Source organism: Halopseudomonas pachastrellae, from assembly GCF_900114765.1.
Lineage (GTDB): Bacteria > Pseudomonadota > Gammaproteobacteria > Pseudomonadales > Pseudomonadaceae > Halopseudomonas > Halopseudomonas pachastrellae.
Map to the genome: position 1 here is coordinate 127,193 of NZ_FOUD01000005.1, position 21,165 is coordinate 148,357.

Here is a 21,165-nt window from a genome sequence, read left to right on the forward strand (position 1 = left end):
GAAACTGTGATGTCCATAGCAGTAAACACCCTGTTCAAGCCCTTTACCCTGGGCAATCTGGAACTGTCCAACCGCATCGTGATGGCCCCGATGACCCGCAACTTCTCGCCCAAGGGTGTGCCGAATCAGGGTGTTGTGGATTACTACCGTCGCCGTGCCGAGTCGGGCGTTGGCCTGATCATCACCGAAGGCACCGTGGTTGATCACGCTGCAGCCAATGGCTATCCCAATGTTCCTTACTTCCACGGCGAAGAGTCGCTGGCTGGCTGGAAAAAAGTTGTTGATGCCGTGCACGCGGCCGGCGGCAAGATCGCTCCGCAGCTGTGGCACGTGGGTAACGTACGTCGCCTGGGCACTGATCCGGATGGCGATGTCCCCGGTTACGGCCCGATGGAGAAGGTCAAAGACGGCAAGGTGCTGGTCAAGGGTATGACCCAGCAGGACATCGATGACGTGGTTGCTGCCTTTGCCAAGGCGGCCAAGGACGCCAAGGATGTTGGCTTTGATGCCATCGAGCTGCATGGCGCCCATGGCTATCTGATCGACCAGTTCTTCTGGGAAGGTACCAACCAGCGTGAAGACCAGTACGGCGGCAGCATGGAAAACCGTGGTCGCTTCGCTGTGGAGATCATCAAGGCAGTGCGCGCCGCTGTTGGCGCCGACTACCCGATCATCTTCCGCTTCTCCCAGTGGAAGCAGCAGGACTACACCGCACGCCTGGCCCCGACTCCCGAGCTGCTGGAGCAGTTCCTGGCGCCGCTGGCTGACGCTGGTGTGGATATCTTCCACTGCTCGCAGCGCCGTTTCTGGGAGCCGGAATTCGAAAGCTCCGAACTGAACCTGGCTGGCTGGACTCGCAAGATCACCGGCAAGCCGTGCATCACCGTTGGCAGTGTCGGCCTGGACGGCGAGTTCCTGCAGTTTATGGTCAACACCGACAAGGTTGCTCAGACCGCCAACATTGATGGCCTGCTGGAGCGCCTGGAAGCCGACGAGTTTGATCTGGTTGCCGTTGGCCGTGCGCTGCTGGTTGATCCGCAGTGGGCCGACAAGGTGCGCGAAGGTCGCTTTGAAGATATCGCCCCCTTCAGCCGCGAGGCGCTCAAGACGCTGGTCTGAGTCGCCGCATCAGGCAGTCCGGGCTACTTGCTCGGCACTGCCTGTGCCAACGCAGGCTGCCGCCCGGCAGCCTGTAGCAGGTAACGTTCAAAGCGCTCCACGATACTGCTCCAGTCCAGCTGGCAGGCGCGGTGTCGCGCATGCAGGCGGATACTGCGCCGCCCCTCCCGATCTTCCGTCAGCCATTGCAGATTCTCGATAAAGACCCGCTCGTGCGCCACGGGTGCGAGGCTGCCGCTGTACCTGTCCTGAATGTGCTGGTGAGCTGCCGCGGTATCGAATGCGCAGACTGCCAGGCCCGAGGCCATGGCTTCGGTCACCACATTGCCAAAGGTTTCGGTCAGGCTGGGGAAGACGAAGATATCGGCGCTGGCGTAGGCTGCTGCCAGCGGCTCGCCGGTCAGTGCGCCAGTAAACACGGCGTGGGGTAGGCGGCGCTGCAGCTCTGCGCGGGATGGGCCGTCGCCAACGATCACCAGATGCAGTTTGCGGCCGCTGGTGTTCTGGGCGCTGACCTGTTCCCAGGCCTCGGCCAGCAACGTCAGGTTCTTCTCTGGCGACAGGCGGCCCACATGCAGCATTACCAGGTCGTTATCAGCGGCGCCCCAGGTGCTGCGCAGGTCATTGCTGCGGTGCGCAGGATGAAAACGGCTGCAATCAACGCCGCGACCAAGCAGGCACAGGTTGTTCACCCCCAGGCGGCTGAGTTCGCGTTGTTGCGTGGAGCTGGCGACCAGCGTGCTCAACGTCTGGTTGTGAAACCAGCGCAGATAGCGCATGGCCGGCTCGTGCAGCAGGCCGAGATGAAAGTGATCGCTGTACTGCTGAAAGTTGGTGTGAAAGCCACTGATCACCGGAATTTGCAGTCGCCGCGCGACACGCAGCGCGGACCAGCCCAGCGGGCCTTCGGTCGCCAGATAGACCGCATCGGGGCGCTCGCTCTGCCACAGGCGGCGCAGCTGGTGGCCGGACGGCAGCCCCCATTGCAGGCTGGCGTAGCCTGGGATGGGCATGCCGCGCACGCGGCGTTCAAGCAGGCCGCACTGACTGTCGCTACCCGGGCGCTCGTCACGCAGTGCCGGACGCACCAGTTGCACGCGGTGCTGGCGCGCGAGCAGGCCATTGCAAAGCTGGCCAAGGGTGTTGGCGACGCCGTTGATCTGTGGGGGGTAGGTTTCGGTGACCAGTGCGAAGCAGCGGCCGGGCGAGTCTGGTGTGGTCATGCTCCGAGTATGGACAGCTGCCATGATCGGAGCGTGACATCTTTATGACGCTTTTATGATGCTTGCTGATCGCGCTCGCGTACCCACAGCAGGGTAGAGGCCGCCACGGCGGTCGGCATGACCAGCAGGTTGACCAGCGGAATCAGCATGCCGACATACACCGGCAGGCCAAAACCTAGCGACAGGCTGCGGCGCGTCTGCATCCAGCGCAGCATGTCGCGAAAACCGACCTTGTCGTTGTCGGCCTGATAGTCGATGTACTGCACCGCCATCATCCACACGCCAAAGGCCAGCAGCAGTGGCGAGGCAATAAAGTTAACCACCGGGATCAACGTCAGCAGCAGCAGCGCTACCAGGCGTGGCAAGTAATAGACCAGCTTGCGCAGTTCACGGCCGACGCTGTGCGGCACCAGCATGGCTATGTCGCGCCAACTGGTCGGCGGGCTGACCTCGTTGCGCTCCTGTTCGGCGATTTTCTCCGCCAGAATGCCGTAAAAAGGGGAAGCGATAATGTTGGCTACCACGCTGAAACCAAAAAACAGCACCAGCAGGACCACCAGGGCAAACAGCGGCCATAGCAGCCATTCGACAAAGGCTGCCCAGTCTGGCAGCTGGGGCATCAGGCGGGTCATCCACAGGTCGAATTGCTGAATCCCCCAGCCGATCAGTGCGCTGAACAGGATCAGGTTGAGTGCCAGCGGGATCAGCACAAAGCGCCGCAGGCCCGGTTGGCGCAGGGTGCGCCAGCCTTCTTTGAGGTAGTCGGGGCCGCGCATGAGGTCGGTTACTTGCTTCATTGTGCCTGATCCTGGAGGGGAGTTTTCGTGCAGAATTGTGCAGTGCCTAGCCGGGCACTATAGGGGTAAACTATTTGGCTGATACAGTCTTTGCAATGTCCTAATGTGTCCGAGCGCCGTAAGCTGCGCTTCATTGTTCTGGAGAATCGGATGAGCGTTCTGGTAAACCGTGCTGCGCCGGATTTTGTTGCGCCGGCCGTGCTGGCCGATGGCAGCATCGTTGATGCCTTTGACTCAAGCAGTCTGCGTGGGCGTTATGTGGTGATGTTTTTCTGGCCGCTGGACTTCACCTTTGTCTGCCCCTCGGAAATCATTGCGCACAACAACCGCATGGACAAATTCCGTGCGCTGGGCGTTGAGGTAGTTGGGGTGTCCATCGATTCGCAGTTCACCCACTTTGCCTGGCGCAATACGCCGGTAGAGCAGGGCGGTATCGGGCCGGTGGATTTCACCATGGTCGCCGATGTGCGCCATGAGATTACCCGTGCCTACGGTATCGAGCACGAGGACGGCGTGGCGCTGCGCGCCTCCTTCCTGATTGATCGTGCGGGTATCGTGCAGCATCAGGTGGTGAACAATCTGGCGCTAGGCCGTGAGGTGGATGAGATGATCCGCCTGGTCGAGGCGCTGCAGTTTACTGAAGAGCACGGCGAGGTCTGCCCGGCCGGCTGGCGCAAAGGGCAGAAGGGTATGCAGGCAAGCGCCGCGGGCGTTGCCAGCTATCTGGCGGAGCATGCCAGCGAGCTGTAATCGAATTCGTTTTTGGGGCAGTCACGTTGTTCCGGGGACCCCTTACCCCCGACTGCCCGTTTTATTACTGCCGCCAGTGCGCTGGCGAATTGGGAGGTTTACATGTCTGAAGTGCGTCACGCCCGTCTGATCATCCTTGGCTCCGGCCCCGCTGGCTACAGCGCTGCAGTCTATGCGGCTCGCGCCAACCTGAAGCCGCTGCTGATCACCGGGATGCAGATGGGCGGTCAGCTGACCACCACCACCGAAGTGGACAACTGGCCGGGCGACGTCGAAGGCCTGCAGGGTCCGGACCTGATGGAGCGTATGCGCAAGCACGCCGAGCGCTTTGAAACCGAGATTCAGTTTGACCACATCAATAAGGTCGATCTGAACAGCCGCCCGCTCAAGCTGTGGGGCGACAGCGGCGAGTACCAGTGTGATGCGCTGATCATCGCCACCGGTGCGTCGGCCCGCTACCTTGGTCTGCCGTCCGAGGAAGCCTTTATGGGCAAAGGTGTGTCCGCCTGCGCGACCTGTGACGGGTTCTTCTATCGCAACCAGGAAGTCTCTGTTGTGGGTGGCGGTAACACCGCTGTTGAAGAAGCGCTGTATCTGGCCAATATCGCCAAAAAGGTAACGCTGGTGCACCGCCGCGACAGCTTCCGCGCGGAGAAGATTCTGGTCGACAAGCTGATGGCCCGTGTAGCTGAAGGCAAGATCGAGCTGAAACTCAACGCCACGCTGGACGAAGTGCTGGGTGACGACAGCGGTGTGACCGGCATGCGCATCGCCCTGAACGGCGGCGGCACCGAGGACATCGCCCTGGCAGGTGTCTTTATTGCCATCGGCCACACGCCCAACACTGGCCTGTTCGAAGGGCAGCTGGACATGAAAGACGGCTACCTCAAAATCAAGAGCGGCACCGAGGGTAACGCCACTCAGACCAACATCCCGGGCGTCTTTGCCGCAGGTGATGTCGCCGATCACGTTTACCGTCAGGCGATTACCTCCGCCGGCGCCGGCTGCATGGCCGCGCTGGATGCTGAGCGCTTCCTCGACGAGCTGTAAGCGCGGGTCAGAAACCCCGCCTCGACATACGGTCGGGGCGGGGTTTTTTGTTTGGCAGGAGGCTGGGTAAATGGAAGAGTGGATACTGGTTATCGGGCTGACGCTGATGGCTGGCATGGCGATGCCGGCGGGGGCTTTACTGGCTGGTGTGGAGTCCATCAGACCCAATTGGCTGGATGAGGAGCGCCGCCACGGCATTATCGCCTTCGGCGGTGGTGCGCTGTTGTCGGCGGTGGCGCTGGTGTTGGTGCCAGAAGGTATCGAGGTGCTGCCGCCAGCCAGTTCGGCATTCTGGTTTGTGCTCGGCGGGACGGCCTTTATGGGGCTGGACCTGCTGCTGTATCGCATCAATACGCCGGCCAGTCAGTTGGCCGCTATGCTTTCGGACTTCATCCCCGAATCCATCGCCCTTGGCGCCGCCTTTGCCGCAGGCGGCTCCGGTGGCGTGCTGTTGGCCTGCCTGATGATGCTGCAGAACCTGCCTGAAGGCTTCAATGCCTGTCGCGAGCTGCGTGCCAGCACGCATTACTCGGTGCGCCGGGTTGCTGGTCTTTTTGCCTTGATGGCACTGCTTGGCCCTGTCTGTGGTCTGTTGGGGTACGGCTGGCTGGCGCAATTTCCTGCCGTTGTTGCCGGTGTGATGCTGTTCGCCGCCGGCGGTATCTGCTATTCAGTCTTTCAGGACATCGCGCCGCAGGCGAAGATCGATCGTCACTGGGCACCACCCATGGGCGCGGTGCTCGGGTTTGTGCTGGGTATGGTCGGTCACCAGTTGACAATGGCCTGAGCATGCCGGCCTTTATCGGTCGTCCCTGCCTGAGGGTGGCGACCTCATTGAAAAGGAAGATCGCTATGAAAATCCTCTCTGCTCTGGCTACTGCTGGTCTGCTTGTGATGGCCGGCAACGCTGCTGCCAGCAGCTTCATCGGCACCACCGACACCATCGGCTCCTCGCTGGCCAACAGTGTTGAAGGAACCAGTGACGCCTCCACCGGTGGTAACAACAAGGTTGTGTTGCAGGCGCGTGATGATGCCGCCAGTTTTGTTGCCAGCAACGGCGCGATCCGTGGCGTGCAGCTGGAGGCGGCGCTGCAGCACCTGCGTGCCCAGCAGCCGGGCCTTGAAGCCAGCGACATGCAACTGGCCGAGGATATTCTCGCCCAGTGAGCAGTTCGCGCCGCAGCGCCGTGTACCTCGTGCGCATGACGCTGCGGTTGCTGCTGTTGCTGTTGCTGGCGACGCCGGCCTCTGCCGCTCTGCGGTTTGTTGCCGAACTGGATGGGCTGGATGCTGCCGAGCGTGCATTCACACGTGAGCTGACGCGCGCTGCGCAGGCGTCCTTGCCACCGCAGTTAAAGGCGCAGCTGGATGTGGCTGTGCCGCTGGCCTGGTCTGCGGGGCTGCCGGCAGGCGTCAGCGGTCGTGCTACGGCGGGTGGTCGCCTGCAGCTTGATCGGCGTCTGCTGCAGCAGCGTGACCAGGCATTGGCCCTGCGCACGCTGCTGCACGAGGTGATACATCTGTACGACCGTCTCGGCCCGCCAGCCAGGCTGCGCTGGTACTGCGGCGCTCGCCTGCAGACACAGGGCGCGGTAGGTTTGCCGGCGGGGTGTCGCGGGCAGGGCGAGCGGCGGTTTCGCCTGAGTGATGATCCGCGTCTGTTGGATCTGGCCGGCTGGCCGCAGCGGGTGGGTTCGCGTGGTGAGCGTGAAGCGGCCAATGATCAGGTGCTGCGCTCGCCTGATCGCTACGAGCTGGACAGCCCTGCCGAGTTTGTTGCGGTCAACGCCGAGTATTTTCTGCTCGATCCGGACTACGCCTGCCGTCGCCCGGCGCTACACGCTTATTTCTCCAGGCACTTCGATGGCTGGTCTGCGCCGGCTGCCTCTTGTGAGGACAAATACCCCTATCTGAATGCCGCGACCGGGCCCGATCAGCCTGTGGTTGGCTGGCTTGACCCGCAGCGTATCTACGCCGTGCATTATTTGCTGGCCGAGCCCAACGATGACTGGGCGAGCCGCTGGGGGCACAGCATGTTGCGCTTGGTGGTTTGTGCGCCGGGTCGCCCGCGCGGGCCAGATTGTTTGCTTGATCTGGACCAGCATCTGGTGCTGTCTTTTCGCGCTTTTGTCGAAGATGTTCAGTTATCGCACTGGGATGGGCTGGTAGGAAATTACCCGTCGCGCCTGTTTATGCTGCCGTTGGCTCAGGTGGTCGATGAATATACCAAGTTTGAGCTGCGCGCCCTGCGCTCCGTGCCGCTGCAGCTGAGCCGCGAGCAGATCGCCGGGGTGGCGCAACAGGCTGCCAGGCTGCACTGGAGCTACGACGGGCGCTACTACTTTGTCGGCAATAACTGCGCCGTCGAGACGCTCAAACTTTTGCGCGCCGGGACCGACAGCCCGACGTTGATTGATCTGGATAGTCAGTCGCCGATAGGCCTGCTGCAGCTCTTGCAGGCACGCGGCATGGCCGATGCGCGGGTGCTGGATGATCCGCAGGAGGCGCTGCGCCTAGGGTATCGCTTTGACTCCTACGCTGAGCGCTATCAGCAGGTATTTGCCACCTTGCAGGCACGCCTGGGGCTACCGGCTGAAGACGTTGAGCAGTGGCTGGATTTGTTGCCAGCCGAGCGCCGCCCTTGGATTGCAGCTGCGGACCTGCGCGCGAGCGCGGGCTTGCTGCTGCTCGAGCAGGCCGCCGTGCGGCGTGAGCTGCTGGCTGCGCAGCACAGCCTGAAGCTGCGCTATCTGGATGGCGAAGCAGAGGCCGCCATGCGAGAGGCGGGCGATATAGTTGGCCAGTTGCTGCTGGAGCGCGGATTTCTTAGTCGGCCCGCCGACCTGTTGCCCGAGGGCTACGGGTTGCCACAGGCCCGCGAGTGGCAAATGCTGGAAGCACGCTCGCAGCAGCGAGGCGACGCATTGCTGCAGATGGAGGCAAGGCTGGGTGCGGTGTTGCCGGCGCTGCTGTCTCGTGCCCAGCAGGCGCGCTTGCTGGGCGGGCAGGCGAATCTGCAGCAGCTGCACGAGCGTATCAAGGCGCTGAGGAGTGAGTCTTAGTCAGGGGGTGGCGCCATTCGCAGAGTACGAATGGTGCCCCGAGGGAGAATCGAACTCCCACTCTGTTACCAGAAACGGATTTTGAATCCGTCGCGTCTACCAATTCCGCCATCGGGGCATGCCAGGCGCAGTGGCTGCGCAGGACAGGCGCGGAGTATAAGGAGCTGTTGCGGGTGCGGTCAATGCTGTGACGACTGACAGATCGCGAATGTGACGGTTTTCCGCTACTATGGCGGCCCTTTTTTCTGCCATTTCGGATCTGCCTGCCGCATGCGTCTCAGTGATTTTGATTTCGAGCTGCCCGATGACCTGATCGCCCGCCATCCGCTGGCCGAGCGGCGTGGCAGCCGCCTGCTGTGCCTGGATGGCCCGAGCGGCAGCATCGCTCACCGACAGTTTGTCGATTTGCTGGGCTATCTGCGCCCGGGCGATCTGATGGTGTTCAACAATACCCGCGTGATTCCGGCGCGCCTGTTCGGTCGCAAGGCCACCGGCGGTGCGCTGGAAGTGCTGGTTGAGCGGGTGCTGGATGAGTATCGGGTGCTGGCGCATATCCGTTCCAGCAAGTCGCCCAAACCGGGCAGCCGCATCCTGCTGGACGGTGATGCCGAGGCCGAGATGGTCGCGCGGCACGATGCGCTGTTCGAGCTGCGCTTTGCCGAGCCGGTGCTGCCGCTGCTGCAGCGCGTCGGCCACATGCCGCTGCCGCCCTATATCGATCGCCCTGATGAGGATGCTGACCGCGAGCGCTATCAGACGGTCTACGCCAAACGTGAAGGGGCGGTTGCCGCACCCACGGCCGGGCTGCACTTTGACCAGCCGCTGCTGGACGCCATTGCTGAGCTGGGTGTGGAGACCGCCGAGGTTACCCTGCACGTTGGTGCCGGTACCTTTCAGCCGGTGCGGGTCGAGAAGATTGAAGACCATGTCATGCATCAGGAGTGGCTGGAGGTCTCGCCCGAGGTGGTGGCGGCGGTTGAGGCCTGCAAGGCGCGTGGCGGACGGGTGATTGCCGTGGGCACCACCAGCGTGCGCTCGCTCGAGTCGGCTGCGCGTGACGGCCAGCTCAAGCCTTTCAGTGGCGATACCGACATCTTTTTGTACCCTGGTCGGCCGTTCCATGTGGTGGACGCGCTGGTCACCAACTTCCATTTGCCCGAGTCGACCCTGCTGATGCTGGTGTCGGCCTTTGCCGGGTACCCTGAGACCATGGCGGCCTACCGCGCCGCGGTGGCCGAGAAGTACCGCTTTTTCAGTTATGGTGATGCCATGTTCATCACCCGCAATCCGGCCCCGACCGGCCCTGAGGTATCGTCATGAGCCACATGTCCTTTGAACTGCTTGCCACCGATGGCAAGGCCCGCCGCGGGCGTCTGACCTTTCCGCGTGGGGTGGTAGAAACCCCTGCCTTCATGCCGGTCGGTACCTATGGCACGGTCAAGGGCATGCTGCCGCGCGACATCGAGGCCATTGGTGCGCAGATCATTCTGGGCAATACCTTCCATCTCTGGCTGCGCCCGGGCACCGAGGTGATCAGCAAGCACGGCGACCTGCATGACTTCATGCAGTGGCAGGGGCCGATTTTGACCGACTCCGGCGGATTTCAGGTGTTCAGCCTGGGCGCCATGCGCAAGATCAAGGAGGAGGGCGTCTACTTCTCCTCGCCGGTTGATGGCGCCAAGGTATTCATGGGGCCGGAAGAGTCCATGCAGGTGCAGCGTGCGCTGGGTTCGGACATTGTCATGATCTTTGACGAGTGCACACCCTATCCGGCTGATGTCGATACCGCGCGCCGCTCCATGGAGCTGTCGCTGCGCTGGGCCAAGCGCTCCAAGCAGGCGCACGGCGACAACCCCTCGGCGCTGTTCGGCATTATTCAGGGGGGCATGCACGAAGAGCTGCGTCTGCGCTCGCTCGAAGGGCTGAGCGAGATCGGCTTTGACGGCCTGGCCATTGGCGGGCTGTCGGTTGGCGAGCCGAAGGAAGAGATGATTCGCGTACTGGACTTTCTGCCCGGTCACATGCCGCCGGAAAAACCCCGTTACCTGATGGGAGTAGGCAAACCGGAGGATCTGGTAGAAGGTGTACGCCGTGGTGTGGACATGTTCGATTGCGTGATGCCCAGCCGCAATGCGCGCAACGGGCATCTGTTCACCGAGGCGGGCGTGATAAAGATTCGCAACGCGGTGCACCGTCACGATGAGTCGCCGCTGGACCCCGCGTGCGATTGCTACACCTGTCAGCACTTCTCCCGCGCCTACCTCCATCACCTGGACAAGTGCGGCGAAATGTTGGGCAGCATGCTCAATACCATCCATAACCTGCGGCATTATCAGCGGCTTATGGCAGGTTTGCGCGGTGCCATTCAACAGGGTACATTGAGCGCCTTTGTGGATAACTTCTACGCCAAACTGGGCCGGCCGGTACCGCCGCTGGAGCCCTGAGCGTCCGCGGATGTGATCAGCACAGCCCGGCGCTTGAATAGTGTCCGAAGCGCCCCCATAACCGATTTTTCGCAGTTCAATAACAGGAGCGTCACATGAGCTTTTTCATTCCCGCCGCCATGGCACAGTCTGCAGGCGGAGCCGCACCGGCGGGTTCCGGTTTCGAGTGGATTTTTCTGATCGGCTTCGTGGTCATCTTTTATCTGATGATCTGGCGTCCGCAGGCCAAACGCGCCAAGGAGCACAAGAATCTGCTGGCCGGCCTGTCCACAGGTGATGAAGTGGTAACCGGCGGCGGCATCCTGGGCAAAGTGAAGAAGGTGACCGACGAGTTCGTGGTACTGGAAGTCGGCGACAGCCAGGAACTGAAGTTCCAGAAAGGCTCGATCGTGGCCGTGCTGCCCAAGGGCACGCTGAAAGCCATCTAATCCCCACGTAGACCTCCGTTCCGGGCGCCGATCAGGCGCCCGGACTGCTTCAGGCCCTGATATGCTCAATCGTTACCCCCTCTGGAAATACCTGCTGATCGTAGCCGTGCTCGCACTGGGCCTGATCTACGCAATGCCCAACCTGTATCCGGATGATCCGGCCATTCAGATTTCCGGTGCCAGCTCCACGCTGGAAATACAGCAGCCCGATCTCGACCGTATCGAACAGGCGCTGGTTGCCGCCAACCTGCCGACCAAAGGCACTGAGCTTGGCGCCAACGGCCGCTCTGGCCTGGTGCGTCTGGTCAATCGTGCCGATCAGCTGAAGGCGCAGGATGTGGTGCGCGACGCGCTGGGGCGCGATTACGTGGTGGCGCAGAACCTGGCGCCGACCACGCCCGAGTGGCTGAGCAATATCGGCGCTGGCCCGATGACGCTGGGTCTGGACCTGTCCGGTGGCGTGCACTTTCTGCTGCAGGTGGACATGGACAAGGCCATCGAGTCGCGGGTTAATGTCTACCAGAGCGAGATTCGCGGCTTGATGCGTACCGAGGGCCTGCGCTATCGCAGCCTGCCAACCCAGGGCAACACCCTGCAGTTTGGCTTTGCCGATGAAGAGCAGCGCAGCGAAGCGCGCCGCCTGATCACGCGGCAGTACAATCAGTTTGCGGTCGCAACCGCTGAGCGTCAGGAGCAGTACGTCCTGCAGCTGACGCTGACCGAGGCGGAAATTGCCAGCATTCGTGATTACGCGGTGACGCAGAACCTGACCACGGTACGTAACCGGGTCAACGAATTGGGTGTGGCCGAGCCGCTGGTGCAGCGTCAGGGCGCCGACCGCATTGTGGTCGAGCTGCCTGGTGTGCAGGATACCGCCGAGGCCAAGCGCGTACTGGGCAAGACCGCCAACCTGGAGTTCCGTCTGGCCGCCGAGCCTGACGCGCCGCGCGCGACCACCGAGTCCTTCCCGTTCCGCAGCAGCGAAGGCCGTGTAGCCGACGTCGAACGCAGCATCATCATCACCGGTGACCAGGTTACCGATGCGCAGGCCAACTACGACGAGAACGGTCGCCCGCAGGTCAACATCAACCTCGACAGTCACGGCGGCGAGCTGATGAACCGCGCCACGCGCAGCAACATCGGTCGTGGCATGGCGGTGCTGTTTATCGAGCAGCGCCAGATCAGCCGCACGGTTACCGAAGAGGTCGATGGGGTGATGCAGGAGGTCGAAGTGCCGGCCTTTGTTGAAGAAAAATCCATCATCAGTCTGGCGACCATTCAGAGTGCGCTGGGTAACCAGTTCCGCATTACCGGTCTGGACTCGCCGGCCGAGTCCTCCGAGCTGGCACTGCTGCTGCGCGCAGGTGGTCTGGCCGCGCCCATGCACTTTGTGGAAGAGCGCACCATTGGCCCGAGCCTGGGTGCCGAGAATATCGCCAAGGGTGTGACCGCGACCCAGGTCGGCTTTATCGCCGTGCTGGTGTTCATGATCATCATTTACCGTGCCTTTGGTGTGTTTGCCAGTATCGCCCTGAGTTTCAACCTGGTGCTGCTGATCGCACTGATGTCCATGCTGGGTGCGACGCTCACGCTGCCGGGTATTGCCGGTATCGTGCTCACGCTGGGTATGGCGGTGGACGCCAATGTGCTTATCTTTTCGCGTATCAAAGAAGAGATCTTTAATGGCATGTCGCCCCAGCGCGCCGTGCACGAAGGTTTCGATAAGGCCTTCTCGGCGATTATCGACGGTAACCTGACCACCCTGCTGGTAGGTGTAATCCTGTTCGCCATGGGCTCGGGCCCGATCAAGGGTTTTGCCGTCACTCTGTCGTTGGGGATCATTACCTCGATGTTCAGCGCCATCATGGTGACGCGTGCCATGGTCAATCTGGCCGTTGGCGGTCGCGACGTGAAGAAGCTGTGGCTCTGAGGAAGACATAATGAACATCAATAGAACCATCAATTTCCTCGGTCTGCGCAAATTCTTCTTTGCCGTAGCCGTTGTGCTGATGATTGCCTCGCTGGGCAGTCTGGTCGTTAAGCAGCTGAATCTGGGTTTGGACTTCACCGGCGGTGCGCTGGTTGAGCTCAACTACAGCGAAGCCGCTGATCTGGAAGAGATCCGTCTGACCCTGCGTGAAAACGGCTGGGACGATGCGGTCGTGCAGAACTTTGGCGCCTCCACCGATGTGCTGATCCGTCTGCCCAGCGATGACCCGAACCTGGGTAACCAGGTGGCAGACATGGTCAAACGCGCCGAAGGTGGCGAGGTCCTGGTCAAGCGGGTCGAGTTTATCGGGCCGCAGGTTGGTGAGGAGTTGCGCGATCAGGGTGGCCTGGGCATGTTGCTGGCCATTGGCGGTATCCTGCTGTACGTGTCCCTGCGCTTTCAGATGAAGTTTGCGGTAGCGGCCATTCTGGCTCTGGTGCATGACGTGGTTTTCACCCTGGGGTTCTTTGCCTTCTTTGGCTTGTCCTTCGATTTGACCGTGCTGGCAGCCTTGCTGGCGGTGATCGGTTACTCGCTGAACGACACCATCGTGGTCTTTGACCGTGTGCGGGAAAACATTCGGGCAATGCGCCACACGGACCTGGTCGAGATCATCAACGTCTCGACTACCCAGACCCTGGGGCGGACGCTGGCGACTTCGTTCTCGACCATTCTGGTGCTGCTGGCGCTGTTCTGGTTTGGTGGTGAGAACATCCATGGCTTTGCCACCGCGCTGTTGATCGGCGTGGGCATCGGTACCTACTCCTCGATCTACGTGGCCGGCGGCCTGCTGGTGACCATGAAGCTCACCCGCGAAGACCTGATCCCGCCGCAGGTGGAAGAGGCGGTGGACGAGCGGCCCTGAGCGCCGGCTTTGCCGGCGCAGCTGTAAGCCTCACGCCGCAAGCGGCAAGCCACGAGAAAACCCGCGTCGGAACTGAATCCGGCGCGGGTTTTTTGGTTTTGGCTTGGGGCTTGAGGCTTGAGGCTTGCAGTTCAAAAAAAGGCCCACACCGGTCAGGATGTGGGCCTCTTTGCTCTGCCCTGCACGGCCAGCTTGCCGCTTGAGGCTTCCTGCTTGCGGCTGGGCGTTACATTTTCATGCTAGGCGTCAGGTGCGGCTGAATGGCGGTCAGCACAGCCTTGAAGCACTTGGGGTTGCCGGCAACGATCTGGCCCTTTTCCAGGAACTGGTGGCCGCCGCTGAAATCGCTGCACAGACCGCCTGCTTCCTGAATCAGCAGGGCGCCGGCGGCCATGTCCCACTCGGCCAGGCCGAATTCCCAGAAGGCATCAAAGCGGCCTGCAGCTACGTAGGCAAGGTCCAGGCTGGCGGCGCCGGCGCGGCGGATGCCGGCGGTCTGGCCGACCAGGCTGCGGAACATGCCCAGGTAGTTGTCCAGCGAATCGATCTGATTGGCGCGGAACGGGAAGCCGGTACCCAGCAGGGCGCCGTCCAGGGTCTTGCGGGTGCTGACACGCAGGCGGCGGCCGTTCAGTGCTGCGCCGCGGCCGCGGCTGGCGGTGAACTCTTCCTGGCGAATCGGATCCAGCACGACGGCGTGCTCAATGCGCCCCTTTACGCGGCAGGCGATGCTGACGGCAAAGTGCGGTACGCCACGAATGAAGTTGGTGGTGCCGTCCAGCGGATCGATGATCCAGACGGTGTCGGCGCCTTCGCCATGGCCAGGTTGAAAGCCGCTTTCCTCGGCTTGAATGCTGTGGTCGGGATAGGCCTTGCGCAGCTGGCTGATAATGGCCTGCTCGGCGGCGCGATCCACTTCCGACACATAATCGCGCGCGTCCTTTTCGTCCACGGTGAGCACATCGAGGCGTTCCATGGAACGGTAAATGAGCTCTCCTGCGCTGCGCGCGGCACGCAGGGCGATGTTCAGCATGGGCTGCATAAGGCTATGTCTCTGTCGGGGGAATGATGAAAAGCCGGAAATTGTAGCAGAAGTGTAGGTGAACAGAAATGGATCATGGCTATCGCAGCGAGGCTTTTGTAAGATGCAGGGTCCATTTTCTGGCGTGAAGGGTCCGCTGTGCTTAATAACGTGCGTGTGGTGTTGGTCAACACCAGTCATCCGGGCAACATTGGCGGCGCCGCCAGGGCCATGAAAAACATGGGTTTGAACCAGCTGGTGCTGGTCGATCCGGTGCGCTTCCCTGACCCTGACGCCAACTCTCGTGCATCCGGCGCAGATGATGTGCTGAGTAATGCGCGGATTGTCGCCACCCTGGACGAGGCTATCGTCGATTGCACGCTGGTGATGGGCACCAGCGCGCGTGATCGCCGTATCCCCTGGCCGGTGGTTGATCCGCGTGAGGCGGCCGACATGGTGCTCGACCAGGCCGCGCTGCCCGAGGCGCAGATAGCGCTGGTATTCGGCCGTGAGGATTCGGGGCTGACCACGGACGAGCTGCAGCGCTGTCAGTATCACGTGCATATCCCGTCCATGCCCGACTTTAGTTCGCTGAACCTGGCGGCTGCGGTGCAGGTGCTGGCCTATGAGCTGCGCATGCAGGGGCTGCAGCGCGAGGGCGCGCCGACCAAGATGCGCAAGGTCGAGACGACGGCCGTGTTCAACGAAATTCCGGCGACGGCAGGGGAGTTGGAGCAGTTTTATCAGCACCTGGAGCAGGTGCTGGTTGAAATCGGCTTCCATGACCCTCAGAAACCACGGCAGCTGTTGCCGCGTTTGCGTCGCCTCTACGGGCGGGTGCACCTTAATCGGATGGAAATGAACATCCTGCGCGGCATCTTGACCGAAACCCAGAAGGCCATCGGCGTAAAAGCGGCCGGTGAGCGGAGACCCTGATCATGTTTGCTCGGATGAAAGAAGATATCGCCAGCGTATTCCATCGTGACCCTGCCGCGCGCAACACGCTGGAAGTGCTGACCTGCTATCCCGGCTTGCATGCGGTCTGGTTGCACCGTGTGGCCCACGCGCTGTGGGTGCGTCGTGCCTTTTTGCTGGCGCGCATGGTCTCGCATCTGGCGCGCTGGCTGACCGGCATCGAGATTCACCCTGGTGCGCAGATCGGTCGCCGCTTTTTTATCGACCACGGCTTTGGTGTGGTTATCGGTGAAACCACCGAAATCGGCGACGACGTCACCCTCTATCAGGGCGTGACTCTGGGCGGCACGAGCTGGGATCAGGGCAAGCGTCACCCCACGCTGGAAGACGGTGTGGTCGTGGGTGCCGGCGCCAAGGTGCTTGGGCCTTTCACGGTCGGTGCTGGTGCCAAGATCGGCTCCAACGCGGTGGTCACCAAGGCGGTCCCGGCGGGTGCGACGGCGGTAGGTATTCCGGGTCGCATCATTCCCAAGGAGCCGGAGCCGCAGGCCAAGACGGAGCAGCAGGTCAAGCGCGAGGCCATGGCCGAGAAGCTCGGTTTTGATGCCTACGGCGTCAGTCGCGATATGCCAGACCCGGTTGCCCGTGCCATCGGTCAGATGCTCGACCACATGCATGCAGTGGACGGTCGTCTTGAGGGTATGTGCAAGGCGCTGAGCGAGCTGGGCAGTGACTACTGCGCCAAAGAGCTGCCAACCCTGGGTGGCGAGGATTTCGAGTTGCTGAAGGATGAGGCGCAGCCGGCGTCTGAAGCGGACGCTGCCAGCGACAGCAAGGCCTGAGGTGATATGAAACAGCCTATTTATCTGGATTACGCGGCGACTACGCCGGTTGATCCGGCGGTTGCCGAGAAAATGGTTGCCTGCCTGACCATGGACGGCAACTTTGCCAACCCCGCCTCGCGCTCGCACGTTTACGGCTGGAAGGCCGAAGAGGCGGCAGAAAATGCCCGTCGTCAGGTGGCTGATCTGGTTGGCGCTGATCCGCGCGAGATCGTCTGGACCTCCGGCGCGACCGAGTCCAACAATCTGGCCATCAAGGGCATGGCCCATGCGCTGAGTGCGCGTGGCCGCCACCTGATCACCTCGACTATCGAGCACAAGGCGGTGCTCGATTGCTTCAAGCAGTTGGAGCAGGAAGGCTTTGAGGTCACCTGGTTGCAGGCTGACGCCTCCGGCGTAATAACGCCCGAGCAGCTGCGCTCAGCGCTGCGCGAGGACACGGCGCTGGTCTCGCTGATGCACGTCAACAACGAGATCGGCACGATCAATGACATTCGCGCCCTCGGCGAGGTGGCTCAGGGCGCCGGGGCTGTGTTTCATGTCGATGCGGCTCAGTCGACCGGCAAGTTGCCGATTGACCTGAAAAACATGCCGGTCGATCTGATGTCCTTCAGCGCCCACAAGACCTACGGGCCCAAGGGCGTGGGTGCACTGTTTGTGCGGCGTGGGCTGATGCCGCGACCGCAGGCGCAGATTCACGGTGGCGGCCATGAGCGTGGCTTGCGCTCCGGCACGCTGGCAACACACCAGTTGGTTGGTATGGGCGCGGCGTTCGAGTTGGCCGGTCAGCTGCGCGAGCAGGAGGGGGCGCGTATCGCCGAGCTGCGTGATGCGTTGCTGGCCGGGCTGGCGGGGCTGGAGGGTGTCAGTCTCAACGGCAGCGCCGAGTCGCGTGTGCCGCACAACCTCAATCTTGCCTTTGCCGGTGTGGATGGCGAGCTGTTGCTGCTGTCGCTCAAGGAGCTGGCCCTGTCCAGTGGGTCGGCCTGTACCTCGGCCGCTGTCGAGCCGTCCTATGTGCTGCGTGGTATTGGCTTGAGTGATGAGCTGGCCCACAGCTCCATTCGTCTGTCACTGGGGCGTTACACCAGTCTGGAAGACGTACAGCGCGCCGCCGAGGTTATCTGTCAGGTGGTGCCGCGCCTGCGCTCAAGCTGACGGTCCGCCGTCAGCTATGCTGCGGTTATCTATTTGTCTTTAACCTGCGTATAATCCGCAGGTTAACCATCTTTTGTAATTTCATTCTGTAACTATCTGTCTGGAGAGTTTTATGGCCGTTGAACGCACCCTGTCCATTATCAAGCCCGATGCCGTTGCCAAGAACGTCATTGGTGAGATTCTGACCCGTTTTGAAAAGGCTGGTCTGCGCGTTGTCGCTGCCAAGATGGTTCAGCTGTCCCAGGCCGATGCCGAAGGCTTCTACGCCGAGCACAAAGAGCGTCCTTTCTTCAAGGATCTGGTTGGCTTCATGACTTCCGGTCCGGTCGTTGTTCAGGTTCTGGAAGGCGAAGGCGCCGTTCTGAAAAACCGTGACCTGATGGGCGCTACCAACCCGAAAGAAGCCGCTGCCGGCACTATCCGCGCCGACTTCGCCGAGTCCATCGATGCCAACGCCGTGCATGGTTCCGACTCCACCACTTCCGCTGCCCGTGAAGTGGCTTACTTCTTCGCCGAAACCGAACTCTGCCCGCGCTAAGGCCGGGTTTGGTTCTCTCAGCCGAGTGATGTGATCGCCATGACTGATACTACCAGCAAGACCAATCTGCTGGGTCTGACACAGCAGAAACTGGAAGCTTTCTTCGAAGGATTGGGAGAGAAGCGTTTTCGCGCCGGCCAGGTCATGAAATGGATGCATCACTATGGCGTGGACAACTTCGATGACATGACGAATATCGGCAAGGCCCTGCGCGAAAAGCTCAAGGCAAACGCCGAAATTCGTGGTCCTGAAGTGGTCAGCGAGGATATCTCCCGCGACGGCACACGCAAGTGGGTCGTGCGGGTTGCCTCGGGCAGTTGCGTCGAGACCGTGTACATTCCGCAAAACGGGCGCGGCACCCTGTGTGTCTCCTCCCAGGCCGGGTGTGCGCTGGACTGCAGCTTCTGCTCGACCGGCAAACAGGGCTTCAACAGCGATCTGACCGTGGCCGAAATCATTGGCCAGGTGTGGATTGCCAGCAAGTCCTTTGGCTCCATTCCGGCAACCGCCGACCGTGCCGTCACCAACGTGGTGATGATGGGCATGGGTGAGCCGCTACTGAATTACGACAACGTTGTGGATGCCATGACGTTGATGATGGACGATCTGGGCTACGGTATTTCCAAGCGCAAGGTGACGCTGTCCACCTCCGGCGTTGTGCCCATGATCAACAAGCTTGCCGAGCAGATGGACGTTGCCCTGGCGCTGTCGCTGCACGCGCCGAACAACGCACTGCGCAATCAGCTGGTACCGCTGAACAAGAAGTACCCGCTGGAAGTATTGCTGCCGGCCTGCAAGAACTACATTGCCGGCCTCGGCGAGAAGCGCTCGCTGACGGTCGAGTACACGCTGCTCAAGGGCGTCAATGACCAGCCCGAGCACGCCGCCGAGATGATCGAGCTGCTGCGCGATATCCCGTGCAAGATCAACCTGATCCCCTTTAACCCCTTCCCGCACTCCGGTTACGAGCGACCCAGCAACAATGCCATTCGCCGTTTCCAGGACCTGTTGCACAACGCCGGTTATAACGTCACTGTGCGTACAACGCGCGGCGAAGACATCGACGCCGCCTGCGGTCAGCTGGTCGGGCAGGTGATGGATCGCACCCGTCGCAGCGAACGCTATATTGCGGTGCGCCAGCTGGCGGCCGACGCTACCGACGCGAGCGAGCGCAATCAGCGCAACGCGGGTTAAATACTCAAGCCGGAAAGGATGTTGACATGAGCAAGCCAAGCGCCGCGATTCTGCTACTCAGCCTGCTACTGGCAGGCTGTGTCACGACCGGAGACAAGCCCCGCAAGGTGGACCCGGACGCGGCGCGTGATGCCTATATTCAGCTGGGTATCGGCTACCTGCAAAAGGGCGAGACCGAGCGCGCCAAGCAGCCGCTGAGTGAGGCATTGAAGCTAGACCCGCGTTCGGCCTCGGCCAACATGGTGCTGGCGCTGGTGTTTCAGCAGGAGGGAGAGTACCCCGCTGCCGAGCAGCACTTCCGCGCTGCGCTGTCGGCCGACCCTGCCAATGCCCGTATTCTCAACAACTACGGCGCCTTTCTGCTGGACCGCGAGCGTTATGCCGAGGCGCTGAGCTATTTCCAGAAGGCGGCAGAAGACACCCTGTACAGCGAGCGCTCACGGGTGTTCGAAAACATGGGGATCACTTATTTGCGCATGGGCGACACTGCCTCTGCGCGCGAAAATCTGGAGCGTTCACTGCGCCTTAATAGCCGTCAGCCACGCGCGCTGTTCGAGCTGGCACAGCTGGAGTTTGATGCGGGCGACTTTGTCCCGGCATGGAACCACTATCGCCGCTTCGATCAGCTGTCCACCCAGAACGCCAGGAGTCTGTGGCTTGGCGTGCGTCTGGCGCGTCGATTTGAAGATCACAGCAGCGCCGTCAGCTACGGCCTGCAACTCAAACGTCTTTATCCCAACAGTCCCGAAGCGAAAGCGCTTGTGGAGTCCGAATAGTCATGAGTTCCGAGCGTCATGATGCAATGGCAGGCATGGCAGAAACTGGTTCGCTGGGTAGCCCTGGACAGACACTGCGTGAGGCGCGTGAAGCGCGCAGCATGTCTGTTGCCGAGGTCGCGCAGGAGCTCAAGATTTCCCGCCAGGCGGTAGAGCGTCTCGAGCAGGGGCAGTACGACAGTCTGCCCGGCGATACCTTTGCGCGTGGTTATATCCGCAGTTATGCACGCCTGATGGGCATGGACCCGGCGCGTCTGGCGCTGGCCTTTGATCGTGAGCGCGGTATCGAGGTGCGTGAGCGCAGCGTGAGCAGTATTGCCCGGGTCGAGCCGCCCAGCCGCAGTGGCCGAAGGCTGATGTGGTGGTCCTCGGTGCTGATCATTGTCGCCCTGGTGCTGTCGGCGCTGTGGTGGTACGAAACCAATCAGCCAACCTTTGGGCCGCTGCCGGGTCTGGAAGAGCTGGACTCCGAGGCTTTGCTGGATGACGTTGAGGTCGATGCGATTACCCTGCCCGAATCCATCGCCGAGCAGACGGACGGCGTACCGGCCGACCTGATGCCGGTTGAACCGGCTCCGGCCGAGGTTGAGGCTGAGTCTGGCGCGGCGCCAACCAACGCCGACGAGACCACTCCGGCTCAAGAGGCCGCCACGCAAAGCGCTGAAGACACCCCTGGCGCGGACGCTGCGGCAGCCGACGCTGCGCCAGCCGCTGCCGCGCCAACCGAGCCGGCCGCTCCTGCCAGCAGTGCTGGTCTGGTGCTGAGCGTTGCCGCCGACTGCTGGGTCCAGGTATCCGCTGCGGACGGTCGCGTATTGCACAGCGCTTTGATGCGTGCCGGGCAGACGCTTGAGTTGCCGCCATCCGGGGCGCTCGATCTGGTCATTGGCGATCGCAGCGCGGTCACCGCGATTCGTTTCCAGGGTAATTCCGTCACACTGCCGCCGCAGGGGCGTTCGGGCGTTGTCCGCATGCGCCTGGGCGAGTAGGAGG

At 61.8% G+C, this 21,165-nt stretch carries 21 protein-coding genes and 1 tRNA gene; 18 read left to right on the forward strand and 4 right to left on the reverse strand.

Annotated features, from left to right (window positions below; genetic code table 11):
• Positions 1-9: 9 nt before the first annotated feature.
• Positions 10-1,119, forward strand: a complete 1,110-nt coding sequence (locus BM116_RS05400) for an NADH:flavin oxidoreductase (protein WP_407920301.1) — start codon at positions 10-12, stop codon at positions 1,117-1,119.
• 23 nt (positions 1,120-1,142) lie between these two features.
• Here the strand turns inward: BM116_RS05400 and BM116_RS05405 are convergent, their stop codons facing one another.
• Together BM116_RS05405 and cysZ are read right to left on the reverse strand one after the other, a co-directional pair.
• On the reverse strand, positions 1,143-2,366 hold the full coding sequence (locus BM116_RS05405) for a glycosyltransferase family 4 protein (protein ID WP_083727525.1): 1,224 nt from the start codon (positions 2,364-2,366) through the stop codon (positions 1,143-1,145).
• A 29-nt stretch (positions 2,367-2,395) separates the two neighbouring features.
• Positions 2,396-3,139 carry a sulfate transporter CysZ gene (gene cysZ, locus BM116_RS05410; protein ID WP_083727527.1) on the reverse strand — a complete coding sequence of 248 codons (744 nt, stop codon included), beginning with the start codon at positions 3,137-3,139 and terminating at the stop codon, positions 2,396-2,398.
• Between the two features lie 150 nt (positions 3,140-3,289).
• On the opposite strand from cysZ, the gene BM116_RS05415 reads away from it, so the two are divergent.
• From BM116_RS05415 to BM116_RS05435, 5 genes are all read left to right on the forward strand, one after another.
• Positions 3,290-3,889, forward strand: a complete 600-nt coding sequence (locus tag BM116_RS05415) for a peroxiredoxin (protein WP_083727529.1) — start codon at positions 3,290-3,292, stop codon at positions 3,887-3,889.
• A gap of 102 nt (positions 3,890-3,991) precedes the next feature.
• Entirely contained in the window at positions 3,992-4,939 is a 948-nt protein-coding gene (gene trxB, locus BM116_RS05420) for a thioredoxin-disulfide reductase (protein ID WP_083727531.1), read from the forward strand.
• Between the two features lie 70 nt (positions 4,940-5,009).
• On the forward strand, positions 5,010-5,726 hold the full coding sequence (locus tag BM116_RS05425) for a ZIP family metal transporter (protein WP_083727533.1): 717 nt from the start codon (positions 5,010-5,012) through the stop codon (positions 5,724-5,726).
• 65 nt (positions 5,727-5,791) lie between these two features.
• Positions 5,792-6,106, forward strand: a complete 315-nt coding sequence (locus tag BM116_RS05430) for a DUF2388 domain-containing protein (protein WP_083727535.1) — start codon at positions 5,792-5,794, stop codon at positions 6,104-6,106.
• Between the two features lie 35 nt (positions 6,107-6,141).
• Complete coding sequence (locus BM116_RS05435; protein ID WP_083727604.1) at positions 6,142-8,001, forward strand: DUF7844 domain-containing protein; 1,860 nt, start codon at positions 6,142-6,144, stop codon at positions 7,999-8,001.
• 31 nt (positions 8,002-8,032) lie between these two features.
• Here the strand turns inward: BM116_RS05435 and BM116_RS05440 are convergent.
• Positions 8,033-8,119, reverse strand: a tRNA-Leu gene (locus BM116_RS05440).
• A 152-nt stretch (positions 8,120-8,271) separates the two neighbouring features.
• Between BM116_RS05440 and queA the strand changes: the two genes are divergently transcribed.
• The 5 genes from queA (at position 8,272) to secF (ending at position 13,728) form a co-directional block, all read left to right on the forward strand.
• A complete protein-coding gene (gene queA, locus BM116_RS05445) occupies positions 8,272-9,321 on the forward strand; it encodes a tRNA preQ1(34) S-adenosylmethionine ribosyltransferase-isomerase QueA (protein WP_083727537.1) in 1,050 nt (349 codons plus the stop codon).
• Between the two features lie 5 nt (positions 9,322-9,326).
• Positions 9,327-10,445 carry a tRNA guanosine(34) transglycosylase Tgt gene (gene tgt, locus BM116_RS05450; RefSeq protein WP_165771233.1) on the forward strand — a complete coding sequence of 373 codons (1,119 nt, stop codon included), beginning with the start codon at positions 9,327-9,329 and terminating at the stop codon, positions 10,443-10,445.
• Between the two features lie 95 nt (positions 10,446-10,540).
• A complete protein-coding gene (gene yajC, locus BM116_RS05455) occupies positions 10,541-10,873 on the forward strand; it encodes a preprotein translocase subunit YajC (protein ID WP_083727541.1) in 333 nt (110 codons plus the stop codon).
• A gap of 61 nt (positions 10,874-10,934) precedes the next feature.
• On the forward strand, positions 10,935-12,803 hold the full coding sequence (secD, locus tag BM116_RS05460) for a protein translocase subunit SecD (protein ID WP_083727543.1): 1,869 nt from the start codon (positions 10,935-10,937) through the stop codon (positions 12,801-12,803).
• 10 nt (positions 12,804-12,813) lie between these two features.
• Entirely contained in the window at positions 12,814-13,728 is a 915-nt protein-coding gene (gene secF / locus BM116_RS05465; protein WP_083727545.1) for a protein translocase subunit SecF, read from the forward strand.
• 226 nt (positions 13,729-13,954) lie between these two features.
• Here secF and suhB read toward each other — a convergent pair whose 3' ends face one another.
• A complete protein-coding gene (gene suhB / locus BM116_RS05470; protein WP_083727547.1) occupies positions 13,955-14,770 on the reverse strand; it encodes a type III secretion system regulator SuhB in 816 nt (271 codons plus the stop codon).
• Between the two features lie 138 nt (positions 14,771-14,908).
• Between suhB and BM116_RS05475 the strand changes: the two genes are divergently transcribed.
• From BM116_RS05475 to BM116_RS05505, 7 genes are all read left to right on the forward strand, one after another.
• Positions 14,909-15,685: an RNA methyltransferase gene (locus BM116_RS05475; RefSeq protein ID WP_083727549.1), complete on the forward strand. Its 777-nt coding sequence runs from the start codon at positions 14,909-14,911 to the stop codon at positions 15,683-15,685.
• A gap of 2 nt (positions 15,686-15,687) precedes the next feature.
• A complete protein-coding gene (gene cysE, locus BM116_RS05480) occupies positions 15,688-16,506 on the forward strand; it encodes a serine O-acetyltransferase (RefSeq protein WP_083727551.1) in 819 nt (272 codons plus the stop codon).
• A gap of 6 nt (positions 16,507-16,512) precedes the next feature.
• Positions 16,513-17,664, forward strand: a complete 1,152-nt coding sequence (locus BM116_RS05485; RefSeq protein ID WP_083727553.1) for an IscS subfamily cysteine desulfurase — start codon at positions 16,513-16,515, stop codon at positions 17,662-17,664.
• Between the two features lie 112 nt (positions 17,665-17,776).
• A complete protein-coding gene (gene ndk, locus BM116_RS05490) occupies positions 17,777-18,202 on the forward strand; it encodes a nucleoside-diphosphate kinase (RefSeq protein ID WP_083727556.1) in 426 nt (141 codons plus the stop codon).
• Between the two features lie 39 nt (positions 18,203-18,241).
• The gene (rlmN, locus tag BM116_RS05495) at positions 18,242-19,396 is read left to right on the forward strand and encodes a dual-specificity RNA methyltransferase RlmN (protein WP_083727606.1); all 1,155 of its coding nucleotides are present in this window, start codon (positions 18,242-18,244) and stop codon (positions 19,394-19,396) included.
• A 26-nt stretch (positions 19,397-19,422) separates the two neighbouring features.
• Positions 19,423-20,172, forward strand: coding sequence for a type IV pilus biogenesis/stability protein PilW (gene pilW / locus BM116_RS05500; RefSeq protein ID WP_083727558.1), 750 nt, complete (start codon positions 19,423-19,425; stop codon positions 20,170-20,172).
• 2 nt (positions 20,173-20,174) lie between these two features.
• On the forward strand, positions 20,175-21,161 hold the full coding sequence (locus BM116_RS05505; protein WP_083727560.1) for a RodZ domain-containing protein: 987 nt from the start codon (positions 20,175-20,177) through the stop codon (positions 21,159-21,161).
• Positions 21,162-21,165 lie beyond the last annotated feature (4 nt).